A 14593-nucleotide genomic window follows, 5' to 3' on the forward strand; every position below is an offset into this window, starting at 1 on the left:
AGCAGGTTATTCGTAAGGGATCAGAACTTGTAGGTGAAACCTACCATGTAGACCATCGGGTCGATTTCGACTTCAAATTTGTCGGTAGCCGCAACAAAATTTCCGGCAGTATCATACACCGACACTTTTGCGTCAGTATTAATATCGGCCCACCAAATAGCAGCGTTCAAACCAAAGTTCTCGCTCAGCATGTAGTCCATGCCGACTTCTACTGCTACGCCAACGCTGTCGTCTAGATCAAGCTTGGTCGAGCCTACGTTCGTGGAAGTAAGCGCACCATCTATTACATTAGTCAGTGTGCTCGATGTCTTTTCTTCGAAAAAAGTGGTGTAGTTTACGCCCAAGCCCACGAACGGCTGGAAAGCTGAGGAGCTATGCATTGGATAGTATTGCAATGTCAGCGTTGGTGGCAGGTGTTTGGTTTCGCCTAGTTTGGCATCGGCAGATATATCGCCGGCACCCGTAATATTGTGTTTGAAGGGCGTTGCGCCGAGTAAGCCAATACCGATGTTGCTGGTGACCATATAAGTTCCACGTATGCCCAGCTGGGTATTAGCGTCAACATCAACACGTGAGTTAGCTGTCGGGAAAGCTGCGCCACCAACCTTGATTTGCTCACTGGACGCATCAGGCGCAACATGAGCAGCACCCGCACGCAGAATAAAATCACCCGCTTCAAAAGCCTGAGCAGCCGGTGCAACCGCCATTACGGCCGCAGCCAAAACACCAATTTTGAAAGTATGGGGCATGGTAAATCTCCAAGGTTCGATTCGTATTGGCTGTAAGAGTAATGGTTGTTACAAAGGCAATCTTGATTTAGCGCAATTATTAAAAAAAGAGTAGCGCTATTTCAGAGCACCTTTGATTCAGCTCAAGTAATGAATGTATTGCGGGGTGTTTTAACGCCGTGGCCAGTAACGCTGCATTTCCATAGACAGGAAAGACGCACTCCAGCCCACCAGTACCAACCCGGTCAGGCCTTCAATGCCGGTCAGAAAACGCAGGTTGCCTATAGGCTCAATATCGCCGTAGCCTACGGTGGTAAATGTGCTGAACGAAAAGTACACGCAGTCCAGAAGGGTGCCGTTAAAGTTACCAACCAGCAGCCCCCAGCTCAGGGTATGGTGCATAGCAAAGTACGCTATGGCGAAAATCCATACTTCCAGAGCATGAGCGGCCAGAACCCCCAGCACGGTCACAATCAGGCGGAAATGGTGATGATTACCCCTTTTCCCCAGTACGCTGCTCAACCGCACCAGCACTTTGTGATGAATCAGCACCACGGTCGCAACCAGCGCACTGAAGGCGACAGTGGCGATAAGCAGGCTTCCGGGTTCTTCTACAGGCAAAGGTGAATCTCTCCATGCTGGATGACAGGCCCGCAGAGCGGGTGAGCCTACCCCAGCTTATAATGGGTTCTTGCAGGTATTATGGTTGGGTTTGTTTTTTCCGTCACCCGATTGGCGCTATGATACAGGTCGAAAAATGCAGAGCAGTTTCCACAGGAGTGAAGGCGATGTTTGTGAAAAAAATCTCAGCAGCCGTGTTGATGGCCGCTACCCTGACGTTTGCAGGTTGTGCATCTGTGGGCCAGGATTTTGCCACCCACAATGTTGACCAGATTACAGTCAATGAAACCACTCGCTCAGAAGTGCAGGCGTTGTTTGGTGAGCCTTGGCGTACCGGTATGAAAGACGGTAAGCGCACCTGGACTTACGGCAAGTATCGCTGGTCTGCGTTTGGTGACGACAAAACCGAAGACCTGATTATCACGTTCGATGGTAACGGAGTGGTGCAGTCTTATAATTACAACGCCACGCAGTAAATCGCGAAGCGTGAATAAAAAAACGGGCTGCACTTGCAGCCCGTTTTTTTTAGTCGATTTTACATTGCTAAGCCCTCTTTAATAGCGCTGAGTAGGTCCACTTCCTTACGGTAAATCCGGGATGAGGGGACTATGCTTGGCGCCCAAAATCTCCTTCTGTGGAATTCTTCGGTAATGATTGAATTGTTTTTCTCGACCTACATCAGTAGCTCTATCCGCTTTTTGTTTCTGTTAGCGCCGTTTTTTGTGGTGACCATGTTTCTGGCGCTAACCCGCGGGCTGCCGGCTGACGAGAAAACCGCGATTATTCGTCGTGCCTGCATATCGGCGCTGGTGTTGGGTGTGATTCTGTTTTTTGCCGGTCCGCTGTTATTTGGTGCCATTGGTATCACCCTGAATTCGTTCCGCATTGGTGCAGGTACACTGCTGTTTTTGACGGCCATCAGTCTGGTTAACAATGGAACTCGCAGCCACGCCACGGGTTTACCGGATGACAATCGCGACGATATTGCGGTGGTGCCCCTGGCGATTCCGGTCATGATTGGCCCGGCGACTATTGGTGCGATTCTGGTTTACGGTGCGGAGCTGAAGGAGGTTGCGGCGGTGGCCGGGGGCCTGTTGGGGTTGGTGTCGAGTTTGCTGATTCTGGCGGTGTTGTTGCGGTTGTCGGGTTATCTGGAAAAGGCGATGGGTAAGAATGGCCTGAATATTATGTCGAAGATCAGCGGGTTGATTTTGTCGGCTATGGCGGCTGAGATCGTGTTGACCGGGGTGTCCGGGTTTATTGCGGCTTCTGGGTTGGTGGCTGGAAAATAGTCACACTGCCGCTTGTGGCATCTATTTTTTTGAATTCCGCAGCGCGGGGTTGAAGCCTCTTGCCGGGTATTTTCTTCTTTGGGTCAGGCCGATCAGGATCAGCGGTATCACGATCATCAGGCTGCCGGCCAGGAACCATAAGTCGGGGACTTCGTTGAACCATATCCAGCCGATGGCCACCGCCCAGATCAGGCCGGTGTATTCGGCGCTGGTGACTTGGTTGGCGTCTACCTGGCGGTAAGCCAGCAGTACGGTGATGTTGTAACCCAGTATGAACAGGGAGGAGCCGGCGGCGATGATGACCAGGTCGGTGCTCCAGCGTGAGCCTTGCTGCCAGTCCCAAATGGCCAGTGCGCCGGCGGCCGGGATAATCAGCAGGTAGTTCAGGACCAGTTTGTGCACGGTGCTCTGTTGCTTTGGCAGTTTACGCACCAGTACGGCGTTGATGGCCAGTGAAAACGCCGAGCCCAGGGCCGCAAACGCCGCCCAAGTGAAGTCTATGGGTCTTAATATCAGGATAATGCCGGCAAAGCCGCTGAATACGGCAATCACGCTTAGGGGTGTCAGGCGCTCGCGGAAGATAACGACTGAGAACAGCATCACCAGTATGGGCGCGGCGTAGAATACGGCGTTGGCGGTGGCCAGGGGCAGGTTGGCCAGGGCGATGATCATGCACAGCATGCCAATCAGGTGAACATGGGCGCGGATGGCGTGAATGCCGGTGCCAGCAAAAAACTGGCGGCGGTCTATTTTTTTGGCCAGCGGTAACAGCAGCAGCAGAGTTAGCACGCAGCGCAGGAAGGCGAACTGGAAGATGGGCGCGCCGGGATCCAGCAGTTTTATCAGAACATCGGAAATTAACGCCATGGCGTTACCGATCACCAGCAGAAAGATGGCGCTGCCAACGGTTTTGCCGGACATGAATAACCTCAGAAAACGCGGAATGGATTCAGCAAGGCAGTATAGCCGTGCCTTTGGCCAGCCTGAATGCCGTTTAGTACCTATCTAATATATAAGTACCTATCTAATATATAAGCACCTATTTAATAGTTAAGCTATCGAAATGAAGGCGCCGGCAATCTTTGTGGGATTGCCGGCTCAGCGATCAGTGTCCTGCGGGGCGTTCGACCACTTTGCGTTTGCCAGTGGCGCACTTTGACAGCTCTTTCAGGCCGTCGCTGTCAAACGCATCCACGCGAATAACGTCGTAGAGCGCGGTGAGTGCCTCTTCCAGTTTTTCGCACTCATTGGCTTTCACTACGCCTTGGGCGCAGGCCCAGTCGACCAGCTGTTTGCGTTCGTGGCCCATCAGCAGGGCAATGCCGTCCAGGTCGTCTTCATCGCGGTCTCGAATAGCTTGGTGCAAGCGAGCGCGCATGTCGGTGGTTTCGTTGGCCAGACGGTAGGCGTTCAACACCCTGCCCAGAGAGTCGCTGCTGTCTGTGGGTATATAGGCGCCGCGGTGAATGCGCTGGCGCAGCGGTGTGTCCTCTACAATGCTGGCGGCCACTTTGGTGCCCAGGCGGTCGTCGGGGCCATTCAGCCCCGTCGCGCCCAAGGGGAACACCAACAATCGCAGGGGCCAGCGCAGGGCTGGAACCGGGAAGTTGATGATGGCTTCACGCATGGAATCCTGTAAATCGCGCAGGCAGGTTTTCAGGCACCATTCCACCATGTGGCGCTGTTCTTCCGGATAGCCTTCTTCGTGCCATTGTTTGATCACTGCGGTGGCGTAATACAGCTGTACCAGGCAGTCGGCCATGCGCCCGGACAGGCGCTGGCGAGCCTTCAGGCCGCCGCCTACGGAAAGCAGCGTAACATCGGTCATCAGCGCAAGGGCCGCCGAAAAGCGCGCCAGTTGGCGGTAGTAAGGTTTCAGGTTGCCTTGGCGCGGCACCGGTTCGGCCAGGCCGCCGGTCAGGCCCAGCACCAGTGCGCGCAAACCGTTGCGGGTGGTGTGTGCCAGGTGGCTGTAGAAAACGCCATCGAACTTTTTGGCGGCCTGATTTTGGTCTTCCATGCCAGCCGCAGCGATTTCGTCAACAATAAACGGATGGCAGCGGATGGCGCCTTGGCCAAATACCATCAGGCTGCGGGTAAGAATGTTGGCGCCTTCTACGGTGATACCGATGGGTATAGCTTGGTAGGCGCGGGCCAGGAAGTTGCGTGGCCCGGTAATAACGCCGCGGCCGGCAACGACGTCCATGGCGTGGTTGATCACAATGCGCATCAGGTCGGTGTTGCGGTATTTCAGCAGCGCAGAAGGCACGGCCGGGCGTACACCGCGGTCTAGCATACCTGCCGTGAGCAAGCGCGCAGCGTCCATCATCCAGGTGTAACCGGCGATGGGTTCCAGCGCTTCTTGCACGCCCTCAAACTGGCTGATAGAGCGGCCGAATTGTTCTCGGGTCAGGGCGTAAGAACCGGTGGCCAGGCTGGCAACTTTGCCGGCGCCTGTGCCCAAAGCCGGTAGCGAAATAGAACGACCTATGGACAGGCATTCCAGCAGCATGGTCCAGCCTTTGCCCAGCATGTCCTGGCCGCCGATCACCTGGTCCATGGGAATAAATACGCCGTTGCCCCAGGTCGGGCCGTTCATGAACACCGTGTTCATCGGCAAGTGGCGGGCGCCGGCGTGTACGCCATCGGTTTCCCGCGGCACCATCACGCAGGTAACACCCATGTCGGCGTTGTCGCCCAACAGGGCGTCTGGATCATACACTTTGATGGCCAGCCCAATCAGGGTGGCCACCGGCGCTAGCGTGATGTAGCGCTTGTTCCAGGTGACTTTCAGACCCAGTACTTCTTCGCCCTTCCACTGGCCTTTGCACACAATGCCTTTGTCTGGAATAGCGCCGGCATCTGAGCCTGCCACCGGCGATGTCAGAGCAAAACAGGGGATTTCCTGGCCGCCGGCCAAGCGCGGCAGATAATGCTGCTTTTGGGCATCGGTACCATAGTGCATCAACAGCTCACCGGGCCCAAGAGAGTTGGGCACCATCACGGTGACCGCAGTGGACACGCTGCGGGTGGATATTTTCATCACGATTTCCGAGTGCGCGGTGTTAGAAAACCCCATGCCGCCGTCTTTTTTGGGTATGACCAGCCCGAAAAAGCCGTTACCGCGTATGAACGCCCAAACTTTTTCGGGCAAATCGTAATGCTCGTGGGTGATTTCCCAGTCGTCCAGCATGGCGCAGAGTTCCTCTACCGGGCCATCCAGAAACGCCTGTTCTTCACTGTTCAGGTGCGCCGGCTTTGCGCCCAGCAGTTTTGACCACTGTGGCTTGCCGGAAAACAGCTCGCCGTCCCAGTCCACCGAGCCGGACTTCAGCGCTTCGGCTTCGGTATCTGACAATTGTGGCAAGCGTGAGCGTACCCAGTTCAGCAATGGTCTGCTGAACCTATTGAGACGCAGATCGCTGGGGTTCAGCAGAATTAACGCCAAAGCCAGGGCAAGCCCGCCGACTATAAAGCTGACCAGATGCCAGTCGTCCTGGGCCAGGCCAATCAGCGTAGCAACGCACAGCACAACGCTGGCTGTCTTTCCGCCAATACTGAGGTAAATCAGTACCAGCGCGCTCAATAACAGAAGCACAACACTCATGGCAACTCCTTGTCACAATGAAAAATGTCCAGAACAACCCATGATGCCCGGAACAAACACTATAGCAGGCCTCCGTAGAGCGGGTCGCACTATGCGCCCTGTAACGATTTGTAATATCGATTAAATACTGTAACAAACAGCGACAGTCAGCAGCATTGAAACGAGCTGAAGGCGTGATCGCCCCCCCCCGTTACATGCTCAGCCCGACAACCAGCAAAGCCAGTGTGGCAAGCAGGCAGGCTACATTTACGGCCAGAACCGGTGGCAGGCTGTGATGATCGCCTGCCACCTGGGGCAATTTGAAGGTAATCCACAGTGCCAGGGGCAGGGTTATAAAACCCAGCGCCGTTGCCGGCGGCAACCAACTGCTGACCAGAGCCAGCGCGAGTACGCCATAACTGGCCAGTAACATGGCTCCGGCCAGCCACGCGGCTTTATAAACGCCCAGCACGATTGCCGCGTGATAACGGCCACCACGGCGATCGGCTTCGGCGTCGGGGATCTGGTTCACCAAAAGCAGTGTGCTTACCAGCAGCAGACTGATGACAGACACCGCGACGGCCGCGGCGTTGATCGGCGCCCCCAGTGCCACCAGAGTCCCCAGCACCATCACCGGGCCAAACCCCAGCCCGGGCGCCAGCAGACACAGCAGGGGCGAACGGGTAATCCAGCGGGTGTAGGTAATGACCAGAGCAACGCCAGCCCCCCCCAGTATCAGCATCGGCAAGCCCCGTTGCGATAAAAAATACAGGCCAATAACCACTACCAGACCCAATGTAACCCGTGCACCCAGTAAAACGGAGCGCGCCGCCGACGGCCGCTGTGGCAGGGCGCCGCTGCCGCCTGAAAACGGCGTACGGCGGGTGTGCAAATCCAGTCCGGAGGTAAAATCCTCGTATTCATTCAGCATATTCACCGCGGCGTGGGCCAGCAGCGCACCCAAGAAAACCAATAGGGTGTCTAAGAAGGGCGGCGGAGCTCCTGGCAGCCGCCACGACAGCGCAACGCCCAGACCCACACACAGCGGGGCCATCACCAGAAAGTTGGGGCGGGAAGTGCGAATAACGACGGCGGTTTGAGACATGGATTACGGGGCCTTGTGATGTATGCTGATACATTGCTATCAATCAATTATAACCTCAAGCTTGGGTCAGGCTCGCAACGGCGAGCGGCCTTGCTTTTGGCAATTTCAGGGAGTGACGTGTGTCCCACGCTGATTTTGATCAGCCCGTAAACCGGGAAAACACCCATGCGGTAAAATTGGACGCCCGCGAAGCGGTGTTCGGCCGCGCCGATGTACTGCCGGTGTGGGTGGCCGATATGGATCTTGCCGCGCCGCAAGCGGTTACCGATGCACTCAGCGAGCGCGCCCGGCACCCGGTATACGGTTACACGATGTTCCCCGACAGCCTTTACAGCGCCATGCGCGACTGGTTTCGCCAGCGCCACCAATGGAGTTTTCAGCGTGAATGGGTGCTGATGGCGCCGGGCGTAGTGCCCTCATTAAATGCCGCGTGTATGGCCTGTACCCATCCGGGCGATGAGGTAATTATACAGCCGCCAGTATACCCGCCGTTTTTCAGTTCGGTGCGACAAACCGGACGCCAGGTTCTGGAAAATCCGCTGCTGGCGGAAAAGCAGGAAGACGGCAGCTTGTACTACCGCATGAATCTGGCCCACCTGGAGCAATGTGCGGCGCGCCCGCAGGCAAAGATGCTGATTTTGTGTTCGCCCCATAACCCAATCGGGCGGGTGTGGTCTGAAGCCGAACTGACAGCGGTGCTCGACATTTGCCGACGCCACAACCTAGTGCTGCTGAGCGATGAAATTCATTGCGATCTAGTGTTTTCCGACAGCCATCGCCACCGTATGCTAGCGGCCCTTGCACGCCCCGACGACCAGTTGATCACCGCCATTGCCCCTAGTAAAACCTTCAACATCCCCGGCCTTGGTTTGTCGGCCATGGTGATTGCAGACAGCGGGCTTCGGCAGAAAATGGCGGATGTGCTGGAATCGTTCCACATGCCCCAGAGCAATCCGTTCAGCGTAACCGGTTTCGAAGCCGGTTACCGCCATGGCGGCCCCTGGCTGGACCAGTTGATGGATTACCTGCAGGCCAACCGCGACTTTGTGGTGAACCAGGTTGCCCAGCGTCTGCCGGGTATAAAAGTGAGCGCCCCCGAGGGCACTTATTTAATGTGGCTGGACTGCCGCGCACTGGGGTTGGACGACACCGGCCTGAAACGCTTGTTTGTGCAGCAGGCCGGTGTGGGTATGAATCCGGGTGTTTCGTTTGGCGCCAATGGCCGCGGTTTTATGCGCCTGAACATCGGCTGCCCGCGAGCCACCCTGGAGCAAGTGATTGAGCGTATCCAGGCGGCGCTTGGCACTCGGCAGTAGATTCACGATGAGTGGGGTGGCGGCTTAACCATCGTTGTCGATGAGATCGTCACCGCTTTCTACAGCTTCCACGCTCTCTCCCCTTCCCGCACTGTCAGCGTGGTCAAGCTCGCCGTTGATGTGAAATTCTGGGCTGTCAGGTTTGGTACCCAGGTGGTACGCGGCGAATCCCGCCATAACCACCTGGTCTACTGCCATGCCAATCAACCGCCCGCTGCGAGTGGCTCGCACCGGGTACTGGGCGTTGGTAATGGGGTCGGTAACATGGCCCATCAGATCCCCCTTGTTCACCTTGTCGCCCAGGCCCACCTTGCTGAAAAGAATGCCACCGTGATCAACCCGCACCCAAAGTGAGTCGTAGTAAACCGGCTCGGGTGCACCCCACACAAACATCCGCGAAATCATTTCCTGTTTTTCTAGCAGGCTGATCAGGCTGTTCACCCCGGCTTCTATCTGGTGCTCTTGAATTCGGTGGGATTCCCCGACTTCCAGAGTAACTGCGCGGATACCGGCGTTAACTGCCGCGGTGCGCAACATACCGGGTGAGCCACTGCTGTGCACCACCGCCATGCGGTCAAAGCCGAGGGTGAAGGCTGCTACATCCGGATTGTTCATATCGGCGCGCAGTTGCGGCAGGTTAGTGCGCTTTTGCGAGCCAGTATGAATGTCCACCAGCATGTCGCAATGGTTGATAACTTGGGTAAACAGCGAGTGGGCAATACGATCCGCCAAGCTGCCGTTGGCGCTGCCGGGGAAGTGCCGGTTGAGGTCGCGGCGGTCAGGCAGGTAACGGCTGCCTTGCTCAAAACCCGGTAGATTCACAATCGGCACACCCACAACCCGCCCGGACAGCTTGGTCGCGTCCAGGTCATACAGGGTGCGGCGCACAATTTCAATGCCGTTTAGCTCGTCGCCGTGAATGGCTGAGGTCAGGCACAGGGTAGGGCCGGGATTGATGCCGTTGACCACTAGAACCGGCGTTGGCTGCGATAGACCGGCAATCTGGATGTTGGGAGACCAGGCCAGGCGGGTAGAAATGCCCGGGCGAATATCACTGCCCAGCAGGCTGAAACTTGCGGTAATTTTTGGGGCCTCTACCGCGGATGCGGGCTGAATCGAGTCTGACAGCGGCTTTGCACCGGCGTCAGGACTTGCCGGTTCGGCCGCGGCTGCCGGGGGCGGTGCCACCTCCTTCAAATCGATATCCGGTGCGCTGCGGCTGGCGGCAGGTTGTGATTCTAGGGGTGCCTGTTCGCTATCCAAGTCGGCCACTAAGGTGTCGCCGTCACTGTTACCGTCGGCTTGGGCTGAAAGCGCGCCAAAAGCGCCCGCCACAACGACGGCGCTTGCCAAAGAACGCCTGGCCAAGTGCTGCCAAAATGCCATCATCACCCCGTGTTTGCTAGCCATACTACCTCTTGTAATCGTGACTCCCGGCTTTTGCCGAGCCTAACGGTCGACAGATTAGAGCGCTTTATAGATGGTTGATATGGCTGTGACAAAGGTTTAATACCGTTTTCATGAAGCCTTCGCCGGATTTAGCATAGTAGATGGCGGATTGAATGAATATTTCAGTAGCATGCTTTTGTCATCAAACACGGAGTCGAGCCCATGAACCTTCTGCGCCCGGTATCGGCGTAATCAGGTATGGCGGGTGGCATGCCAGACGTCGTCGTTGCAACTGGCGCGGTCCTCTTGCTCCAGTTTTAACAGGTGTGCCAGCGCCGAGCGCGCGGCCACCCCGTGAATCGTCGCCGGTACGTCGTCATAGGCGCTGGCGGTAAGCTTTTCCAGGCTGACCGGTGCCAGTTTCTTCAGCACCCGGGCAATTTTGTGTTCGCGGGTCAATCGGTGGGTAATTAAATAATCTACCGTCGCTTCTGGCCGCGCCATCACGAAGCCATGGCCTGGTGCAATAAAACTCAGCGGTTCGGCCAGCAAATCATAGAGCGATTCCATGTACGCCTTCATATCGCCGTCTGGCGGGTTTATCACCACGGTGGAACCCTGCATGATGTGGTCCCCGGAAAACAGCATTCCCTGTTCCAACAACAAATAACACAGGTGATTCGATGCGTGGCCCGGCGTGTGTAAAACCTTCAGGATACCGGCGTCTGTGGCAATCAGGTCGCCGTGTTCGGGCTCCTCATCCGGGTTGAAACTGCTGTCCTGTGACGCGCCTGCCGGTGCGGTGCGGCCAATCAGCCGGCATCCGGTGCGTTGTTTTAGCAGGCTGGCGGCCGGTGAATGGTCCTGATGGGTGTGGGTTACCAGCACCTGATCAACACGGCCACCGGTTAACTGAAGAATGCGCTCGATGTGGGCGGGGTCTTCCGGGCCTGGGTCAATCACGGTGAAACAATCGTGGCCCACCAGGTACGTGTTGGTGCCCGGCCCAGTCATCACGCCCGGGTTGGGTGAGGTCAGACGGATAACGCCCGCGGCAATTTCGACCGGCTCGCCGGGTACAATCACTGCATTGGTGGTACCTGCACCTTCCGGGTCAAGCTTGCGGGCTTCATCGTACGCCGGCGCGTCGGGTTCCAGAACGATGGTTTTATCGCGGCGTCTGGCGGGCCAGGGTTCGCTGGGCAAAGGCTCGGGCGGATTGGCATGGGCGTAGCGCATAACCTCGCCGGTGTTGGTGAAATCGTGCAGCACCCGCAGGGTGCGCAAGGTTGGCAGGCTGAACAGGCGTTCGCCGCTGCGGTATTCCGCCAGGCCCTGTTGCGGGGTTATCCACAAGTGGTCAATGGTTTCTTCGCCATCGTGGCTGGCGATCTGGTTTTCTGGGGTAACCGCCACAAAAAAACGGGTATCAAAGCGCCGCGGTGGCCCCGGCGGGGTTACCCAGTGGCTCAGGTAAGCCAGCCGGTCCAGAGGCAGAATCAGATTGTGTTGCAGGCACAGCGCCTGCAAGCTCACGTCGCCGCGAAACAATGCCTGCCGCGACTGAAGAATGGGGTGGTCTGCGCCTACCAGTTCGCCGTTATCGTTAACCGCCAGCAGCAGGCCGGCTTCTTCGAAGCATTCCCGCAATGCCGCCACCATGTAGTCTGCGCCGCCCTCGCTTAGGCTCATGGTCTGGCTGATGGCGCTATCGTCACGGCCGGCAATGTGGGCGCGGCAGGCTTGGTCGGCGTCATCCACCGCGCCGCCGGGAAACACGAAATAACCCGGCAGAAAAGAGGCTTCCCAAGTACGTTGTAGCAGTAGCACCTCAAGACCCTTGTCGCTATCGCGGATCAAAGCAAGAGTGGCAGCGGGGCGAATATCCATAAAATCACCAGCAGTCAGTCGTCAATATGGCGCAATTGGGATTTTTGCGTGATTATGCCAACATACCTCATTTTTCGGCATAGGCGAATGGATAGTGGCTCGAATAAAACTGGAATTTCCCGAACAGGCGTTTTGTTTTCAAACTCGTCTGGCAGTGCGCAGCACCGATCTCAACGGTGCCAATCATTTGGGTAACGATGCGCTGATTTCAATGCTGTCAGAGGCACGGGTGCAGCTTCTTTCCCATCACGGGATCGACGAGGTCGGTCACAATGGTTTGGGCATTCTGGTGACTGACTTGGCTACCGTGTATCAGGCCGAAGCTTACTACCCGGAAACTCTGGTGTTTGACGTGGGGATAACCGACTTTAATCGCTACGGCGGTGATTTTGTGTTCCGCGTAACCCGCGAACGGGACGGCGCTGAAGTGGCGCAGGCCAAATACGGTTTTGTGTTTTTTGATTATGGTGAAAAACAGGTAACGCCCATGCCGGATAGCTTTCGCTTGAAGTTCGCCGCCTGAGGCTCGCTTAACGTTCGCCTAACCGGCATTACGGGCCGTTACTTCGCCGGGTTCTTGCCTGCTTTTTGCGGATAGCCTTGCCATACCGGCGCGGTAAAGCTGCCAGGCGATAATGCCGGCCAGCAGATTGCCCACCAGCGCGCCGGTCATCAGGCCGGGAATGCCATTAAGTTGGCTGCCCAGCCAGAGCATGGGCAGGTAACATAGAAACAGTCGCAAGGTGGAAATCAGCAGCGCCCGCAGCGGCAGTCCCAAGGCGTTGCACACCGACACCATCAGCATGCAGGCGCCCAGGCCACCGTAGCTCAGCGGTACTCGCCACAGATAGCTGGCCAGAATGCTCTGCACCTGTGCATCGGTGGTGAACAATTCGGTCACCAAGCCGGAACCCAGCAGCCATAACAGGCCAATCGCCAGCTGCCAGACCACCAGAAACCGCACGGCCAGGCGCACCAGGCGACGGATACTCTCTATTTCACCCCTGCCCAGCATGCGCCCGATCATTTGCGGCATCGACATGGTCAGCGCCAACACCACAACAATCGAGAAAAACTCCAGCCGCGACCCCAACCCCCAGGCCGCTACGGCGGTAGAACCAAAACTGGCGACCAGCGCTGTGGCCAGCACCGCGGCCATTGGCGGCATCATCTGACTGACCATGGCCGGCGCCATGATGCCGCCCAACTGGCGCACTGCGCGCACCAGCTGCAGGCCGGCCAGATCAAACCCGAGCCAGCCGCGCTTGAGCAGCAGCGGATAGATCACCAGAGCGCCCAGGCCGAAGGCGGTGGCGGTGGCCCAGGCCGCGCCGGGCAGGCCCCAGCCGAAATAAAAGATGTACAGCCAGTCCAACCCTATATTCAGCAGGCTGGTGGCCACCATAACCGCGCCGGGCAGTTTGGTGTTGCCGTGGGAGCGGCACAGGCTGTAACCGAAATACACCATGGCGCCGATCCAGGCTGCAATCAGCCAGGGCGCCCAGTACTGGCGAATAACCGGCCAAAGTTCGGGCTCGGCGCCCAGCAGGGTCAGAATCGGTTTCTGGCCGAACCACACCAGCAGGCAAAGCACCAGCACCAGGGTTGCGCCAATCAGCACCACAAGACCACCCAATTGGCGGGCGCGATCGCTGTTGTTCTGGCCCAGATTGCGTGAAATCACCGCGGTGGTGGCAATTCCCAAGCCTACATACATGCCGCTGACCAGCTGCTGCATGGGAATTGTAAAGCCCAGTGCCGCAAGCGGGTCGCGGCCAAGCTGGCCTATAAACGCGCTGTCGGTGAGCTGAAAGGTCATCAGCGATAACACACCGAACAGCATCGGCCATGTCATGTCGTAAAGCTGGCGATGCAGGCTGGCGTTGATGCTGGTGTTAGTGGCTAATTGACTCACAGGAGCAATCCGGATGTGCGTTCTGAATGAAGTCGGGCAGTGTAGCAGCAAGCGCCGGGGCATTGGATGCTTGCGCGTTGAGTTGAATAGCAAAGCCGGGTAGAAAAACCGACATCGCAGGCGCGATACCGGCACTCGTTATGGCAGGTTACAGAGCGTTCAGGGCAGCATCGTAGTTGGGCTCGTCTTTGATGTCGCCAACCAGTTCGCTGTGCAGTACTTTGTTGTTCTGGTCGAGCACAATCACGGCGCGGGCGCACAAACCTGCCAGCGGGCCGGTTTGCATAGCGACGCCGTAGTCCTGCTGGAAGCTGTAGTTGCGGAAGCTGGATAGGGAAATCACTTTGTCCAGGCCTTCGGCGCTACAGAAACGGGCAAAGGCAAAGGGCAGGTCTGCGGAAATCACCAACACCACGGTGTTGTCGAGATCAGCGGCTTTTTCGTTGAATTTACGGGTAGATGCGGCACACACGCCAGTATCTATGCTGGGGAAAATGCTCAGAATTTTACGCTTGCCGTCCCAGTTGCTGAGTTTAACGTCTTCCAGGCTGTTGTTGGTCAGGGTAAAAGGGTGGATGGTTTCGCCAGGTTGGGGGAAGTTTCCGCTCAATTCTACGGCATCGCCGCCAAGTGTTACGTTGCTCATAACATTCTCCTTAAGGATGGAAGTGTCAGAAAAACAGACTTTATAATACCGGTCAACTTACTCTTTCTAGTCTAAACTGCATGCGTTTGCACGTTTTTGGCCGCC

The 14593-nt window shown here is 56.9% G+C and carries 13 protein-coding genes; 4 read left to right on the forward strand and 9 right to left on the reverse strand.

Features of this window, described 5'->3' with window-relative positions; all coding sequences use genetic code 11:
* Positions 1-20: 20 nt before the first annotated feature.
* Positions 21-749 carry an OmpW/AlkL family protein gene (locus MELB17_RS00770; RefSeq protein WP_007348198.1) on the reverse strand — a complete coding sequence of 243 codons (729 nt, stop codon included), beginning with the start codon at positions 747-749 and terminating at the stop codon, positions 21-23.
* A gap of 150 nt (positions 750-899) precedes the next feature.
* Entirely contained in the window at positions 900-1349 is a 450-nt protein-coding gene (locus MELB17_RS00775; protein ID WP_007348199.1) for a potassium channel family protein, read from the reverse strand.
* A gap of 167 nt (positions 1350-1516) precedes the next feature.
* Here MELB17_RS00775 and bamE point away from each other — a divergent pair, with 167 nt between their 5' ends.
* The gene (gene bamE / locus MELB17_RS00780) at positions 1517-1825 is read left to right on the forward strand and encodes an outer membrane protein assembly factor BamE (RefSeq protein WP_007348200.1); all 309 of its coding nucleotides are present in this window, start codon (positions 1517-1519) and stop codon (positions 1823-1825) included.
* Between the two features lie 174 nt (positions 1826-1999).
* The gene (locus tag MELB17_RS00785) at positions 2000-2641 is read left to right on the forward strand and encodes a MarC family protein (RefSeq protein WP_036183262.1); all 642 of its coding nucleotides are present in this window, start codon (positions 2000-2002) and stop codon (positions 2639-2641) included.
* A 21-nt stretch (positions 2642-2662) separates the two neighbouring features.
* Here MELB17_RS00785 and MELB17_RS00790 read toward each other — a convergent pair whose 3' ends face one another.
* The 3 genes from MELB17_RS00790 to MELB17_RS00800 form a co-directional block, all read right to left on the reverse strand.
* Positions 2663-3562, reverse strand: a complete 900-nt coding sequence (locus MELB17_RS00790) for a DMT family transporter (RefSeq protein WP_007348202.1) — start codon at positions 3560-3562, stop codon at positions 2663-2665.
* Positions 3563-3746: 184 nt separating this feature from the next.
* Positions 3747-6248, reverse strand: a complete 2502-nt coding sequence (locus MELB17_RS00795; protein ID WP_007348203.1) for an acyl-CoA dehydrogenase — start codon at positions 6246-6248, stop codon at positions 3747-3749.
* 190 nt (positions 6249-6438) lie between these two features.
* Positions 6439-7332, reverse strand: coding sequence for a prenyltransferase (locus MELB17_RS00800; RefSeq protein ID WP_007348204.1), 894 nt, complete (start codon positions 7330-7332; stop codon positions 6439-6441).
* 119 nt (positions 7333-7451) lie between these two features.
* Here MELB17_RS00800 and MELB17_RS00805 point away from each other — a divergent pair, with 119 nt between their 5' ends.
* On the forward strand, positions 7452-8648 hold the full coding sequence (locus MELB17_RS00805; RefSeq protein WP_007348205.1) for a MalY/PatB family protein: 1197 nt from the start codon (positions 7452-7454) through the stop codon (positions 8646-8648).
* Between the two features lie 24 nt (positions 8649-8672).
* Here MELB17_RS00805 and MELB17_RS00810 read toward each other — a convergent pair whose 3' ends face one another.
* Together MELB17_RS00810 and MELB17_RS00815 are read right to left on the reverse strand one after the other, a co-directional pair.
* The gene (locus MELB17_RS00810; RefSeq protein ID WP_007348206.1) at positions 8673-10058 is read right to left on the reverse strand and encodes a succinylglutamate desuccinylase/aspartoacylase family protein; all 1386 of its coding nucleotides are present in this window, start codon (positions 10056-10058) and stop codon (positions 8673-8675) included.
* Between the two features lie 231 nt (positions 10059-10289).
* Positions 10290-11927 carry an MBL fold metallo-hydrolase gene (locus tag MELB17_RS00815; protein ID WP_007348207.1) on the reverse strand — a complete coding sequence of 546 codons (1638 nt, stop codon included), beginning with the start codon at positions 11925-11927 and terminating at the stop codon, positions 10290-10292.
* Between the two features lie 94 nt (positions 11928-12021).
* Between MELB17_RS00815 and MELB17_RS00820 the strand changes: the two genes are divergently transcribed.
* Positions 12022-12450 carry an acyl-CoA thioesterase gene (locus MELB17_RS00820; protein WP_007348208.1) on the forward strand — a complete coding sequence of 143 codons (429 nt, stop codon included), beginning with the start codon at positions 12022-12024 and terminating at the stop codon, positions 12448-12450.
* 18 nt (positions 12451-12468) lie between these two features.
* Here MELB17_RS00820 and MELB17_RS00825 read toward each other — a convergent pair whose 3' ends face one another.
* Both MELB17_RS00825 and tpx read right to left on the reverse strand, forming a co-directional pair.
* Positions 12469-13842, reverse strand: coding sequence for an MATE family efflux transporter (locus MELB17_RS00825; RefSeq protein ID WP_007348209.1), 1374 nt, complete (start codon positions 13840-13842; stop codon positions 12469-12471).
* A 148-nt stretch (positions 13843-13990) separates the two neighbouring features.
* Positions 13991-14488: a thiol peroxidase gene (gene tpx / locus MELB17_RS00830; RefSeq protein ID WP_007348210.1), complete on the reverse strand. Its 498-nt coding sequence runs from the start codon at positions 14486-14488 to the stop codon at positions 13991-13993.
* Between the last annotated feature and the right edge of the window lie 105 nt (positions 14489-14593).

This window comes from Marinobacter sp. ELB17 (assembly GCF_000169375.1).
Lineage (GTDB): Bacteria > Pseudomonadota > Gammaproteobacteria > Pseudomonadales > Oleiphilaceae > Marinobacter.

Excerpts from the sequence above, each read along its gene's own strand:
- MELB17_RS00770 (WP_007348198.1), bottom strand. The coding sequence starts at position 749 with ATGCCCCATACTTTCAAAATTGGTGTTTTGGCTGCGGCCGTAATGGCG.
- bamE (WP_007348200.1), top strand. The coding sequence starts at position 1,517 with ATGTTTGTGAAAAAAATCTCAGCAGCCGTGTTGATGGCCGCTACCCTG.
- MELB17_RS00785 (WP_036183262.1), top strand. The coding sequence starts at position 2,000 with ATGATTGAATTGTTTTTCTCGACCTACATCAGTAGCTCTATCCGCTTT.
- MELB17_RS00790 (WP_007348202.1), bottom strand. The coding sequence starts at position 3,562 with ATGTCCGGCAAAACCGTTGGCAGCGCCATCTTTCTGCTGGTGATCGGT.
- MELB17_RS00795 (WP_007348203.1), bottom strand. The coding sequence starts at position 6,248 with ATGAGTGTTGTGCTTCTGTTATTGAGCGCGCTGGTACTGATTTACCTC.
- MELB17_RS00800 (WP_007348204.1), bottom strand. The coding sequence starts at position 7,332 with ATGTCTCAAACCGCCGTCGTTATTCGCACTTCCCGCCCCAACTTTCTG.
- MELB17_RS00810 (WP_007348206.1), bottom strand. The coding sequence starts at position 10,058 with ATGGCTAGCAAACACGGGGTGATGATGGCATTTTGGCAGCACTTGGCC.
- MELB17_RS00815 (WP_007348207.1), bottom strand. The coding sequence starts at position 11,927 with ATGGATATTCGCCCCGCTGCCACTCTTGCTTTGATCCGCGATAGCGAC.
- tpx (WP_007348210.1), bottom strand. The coding sequence starts at position 14,488 with ATGAGCAACGTAACACTTGGCGGCGATGCCGTAGAATTGAGCGGAAAC.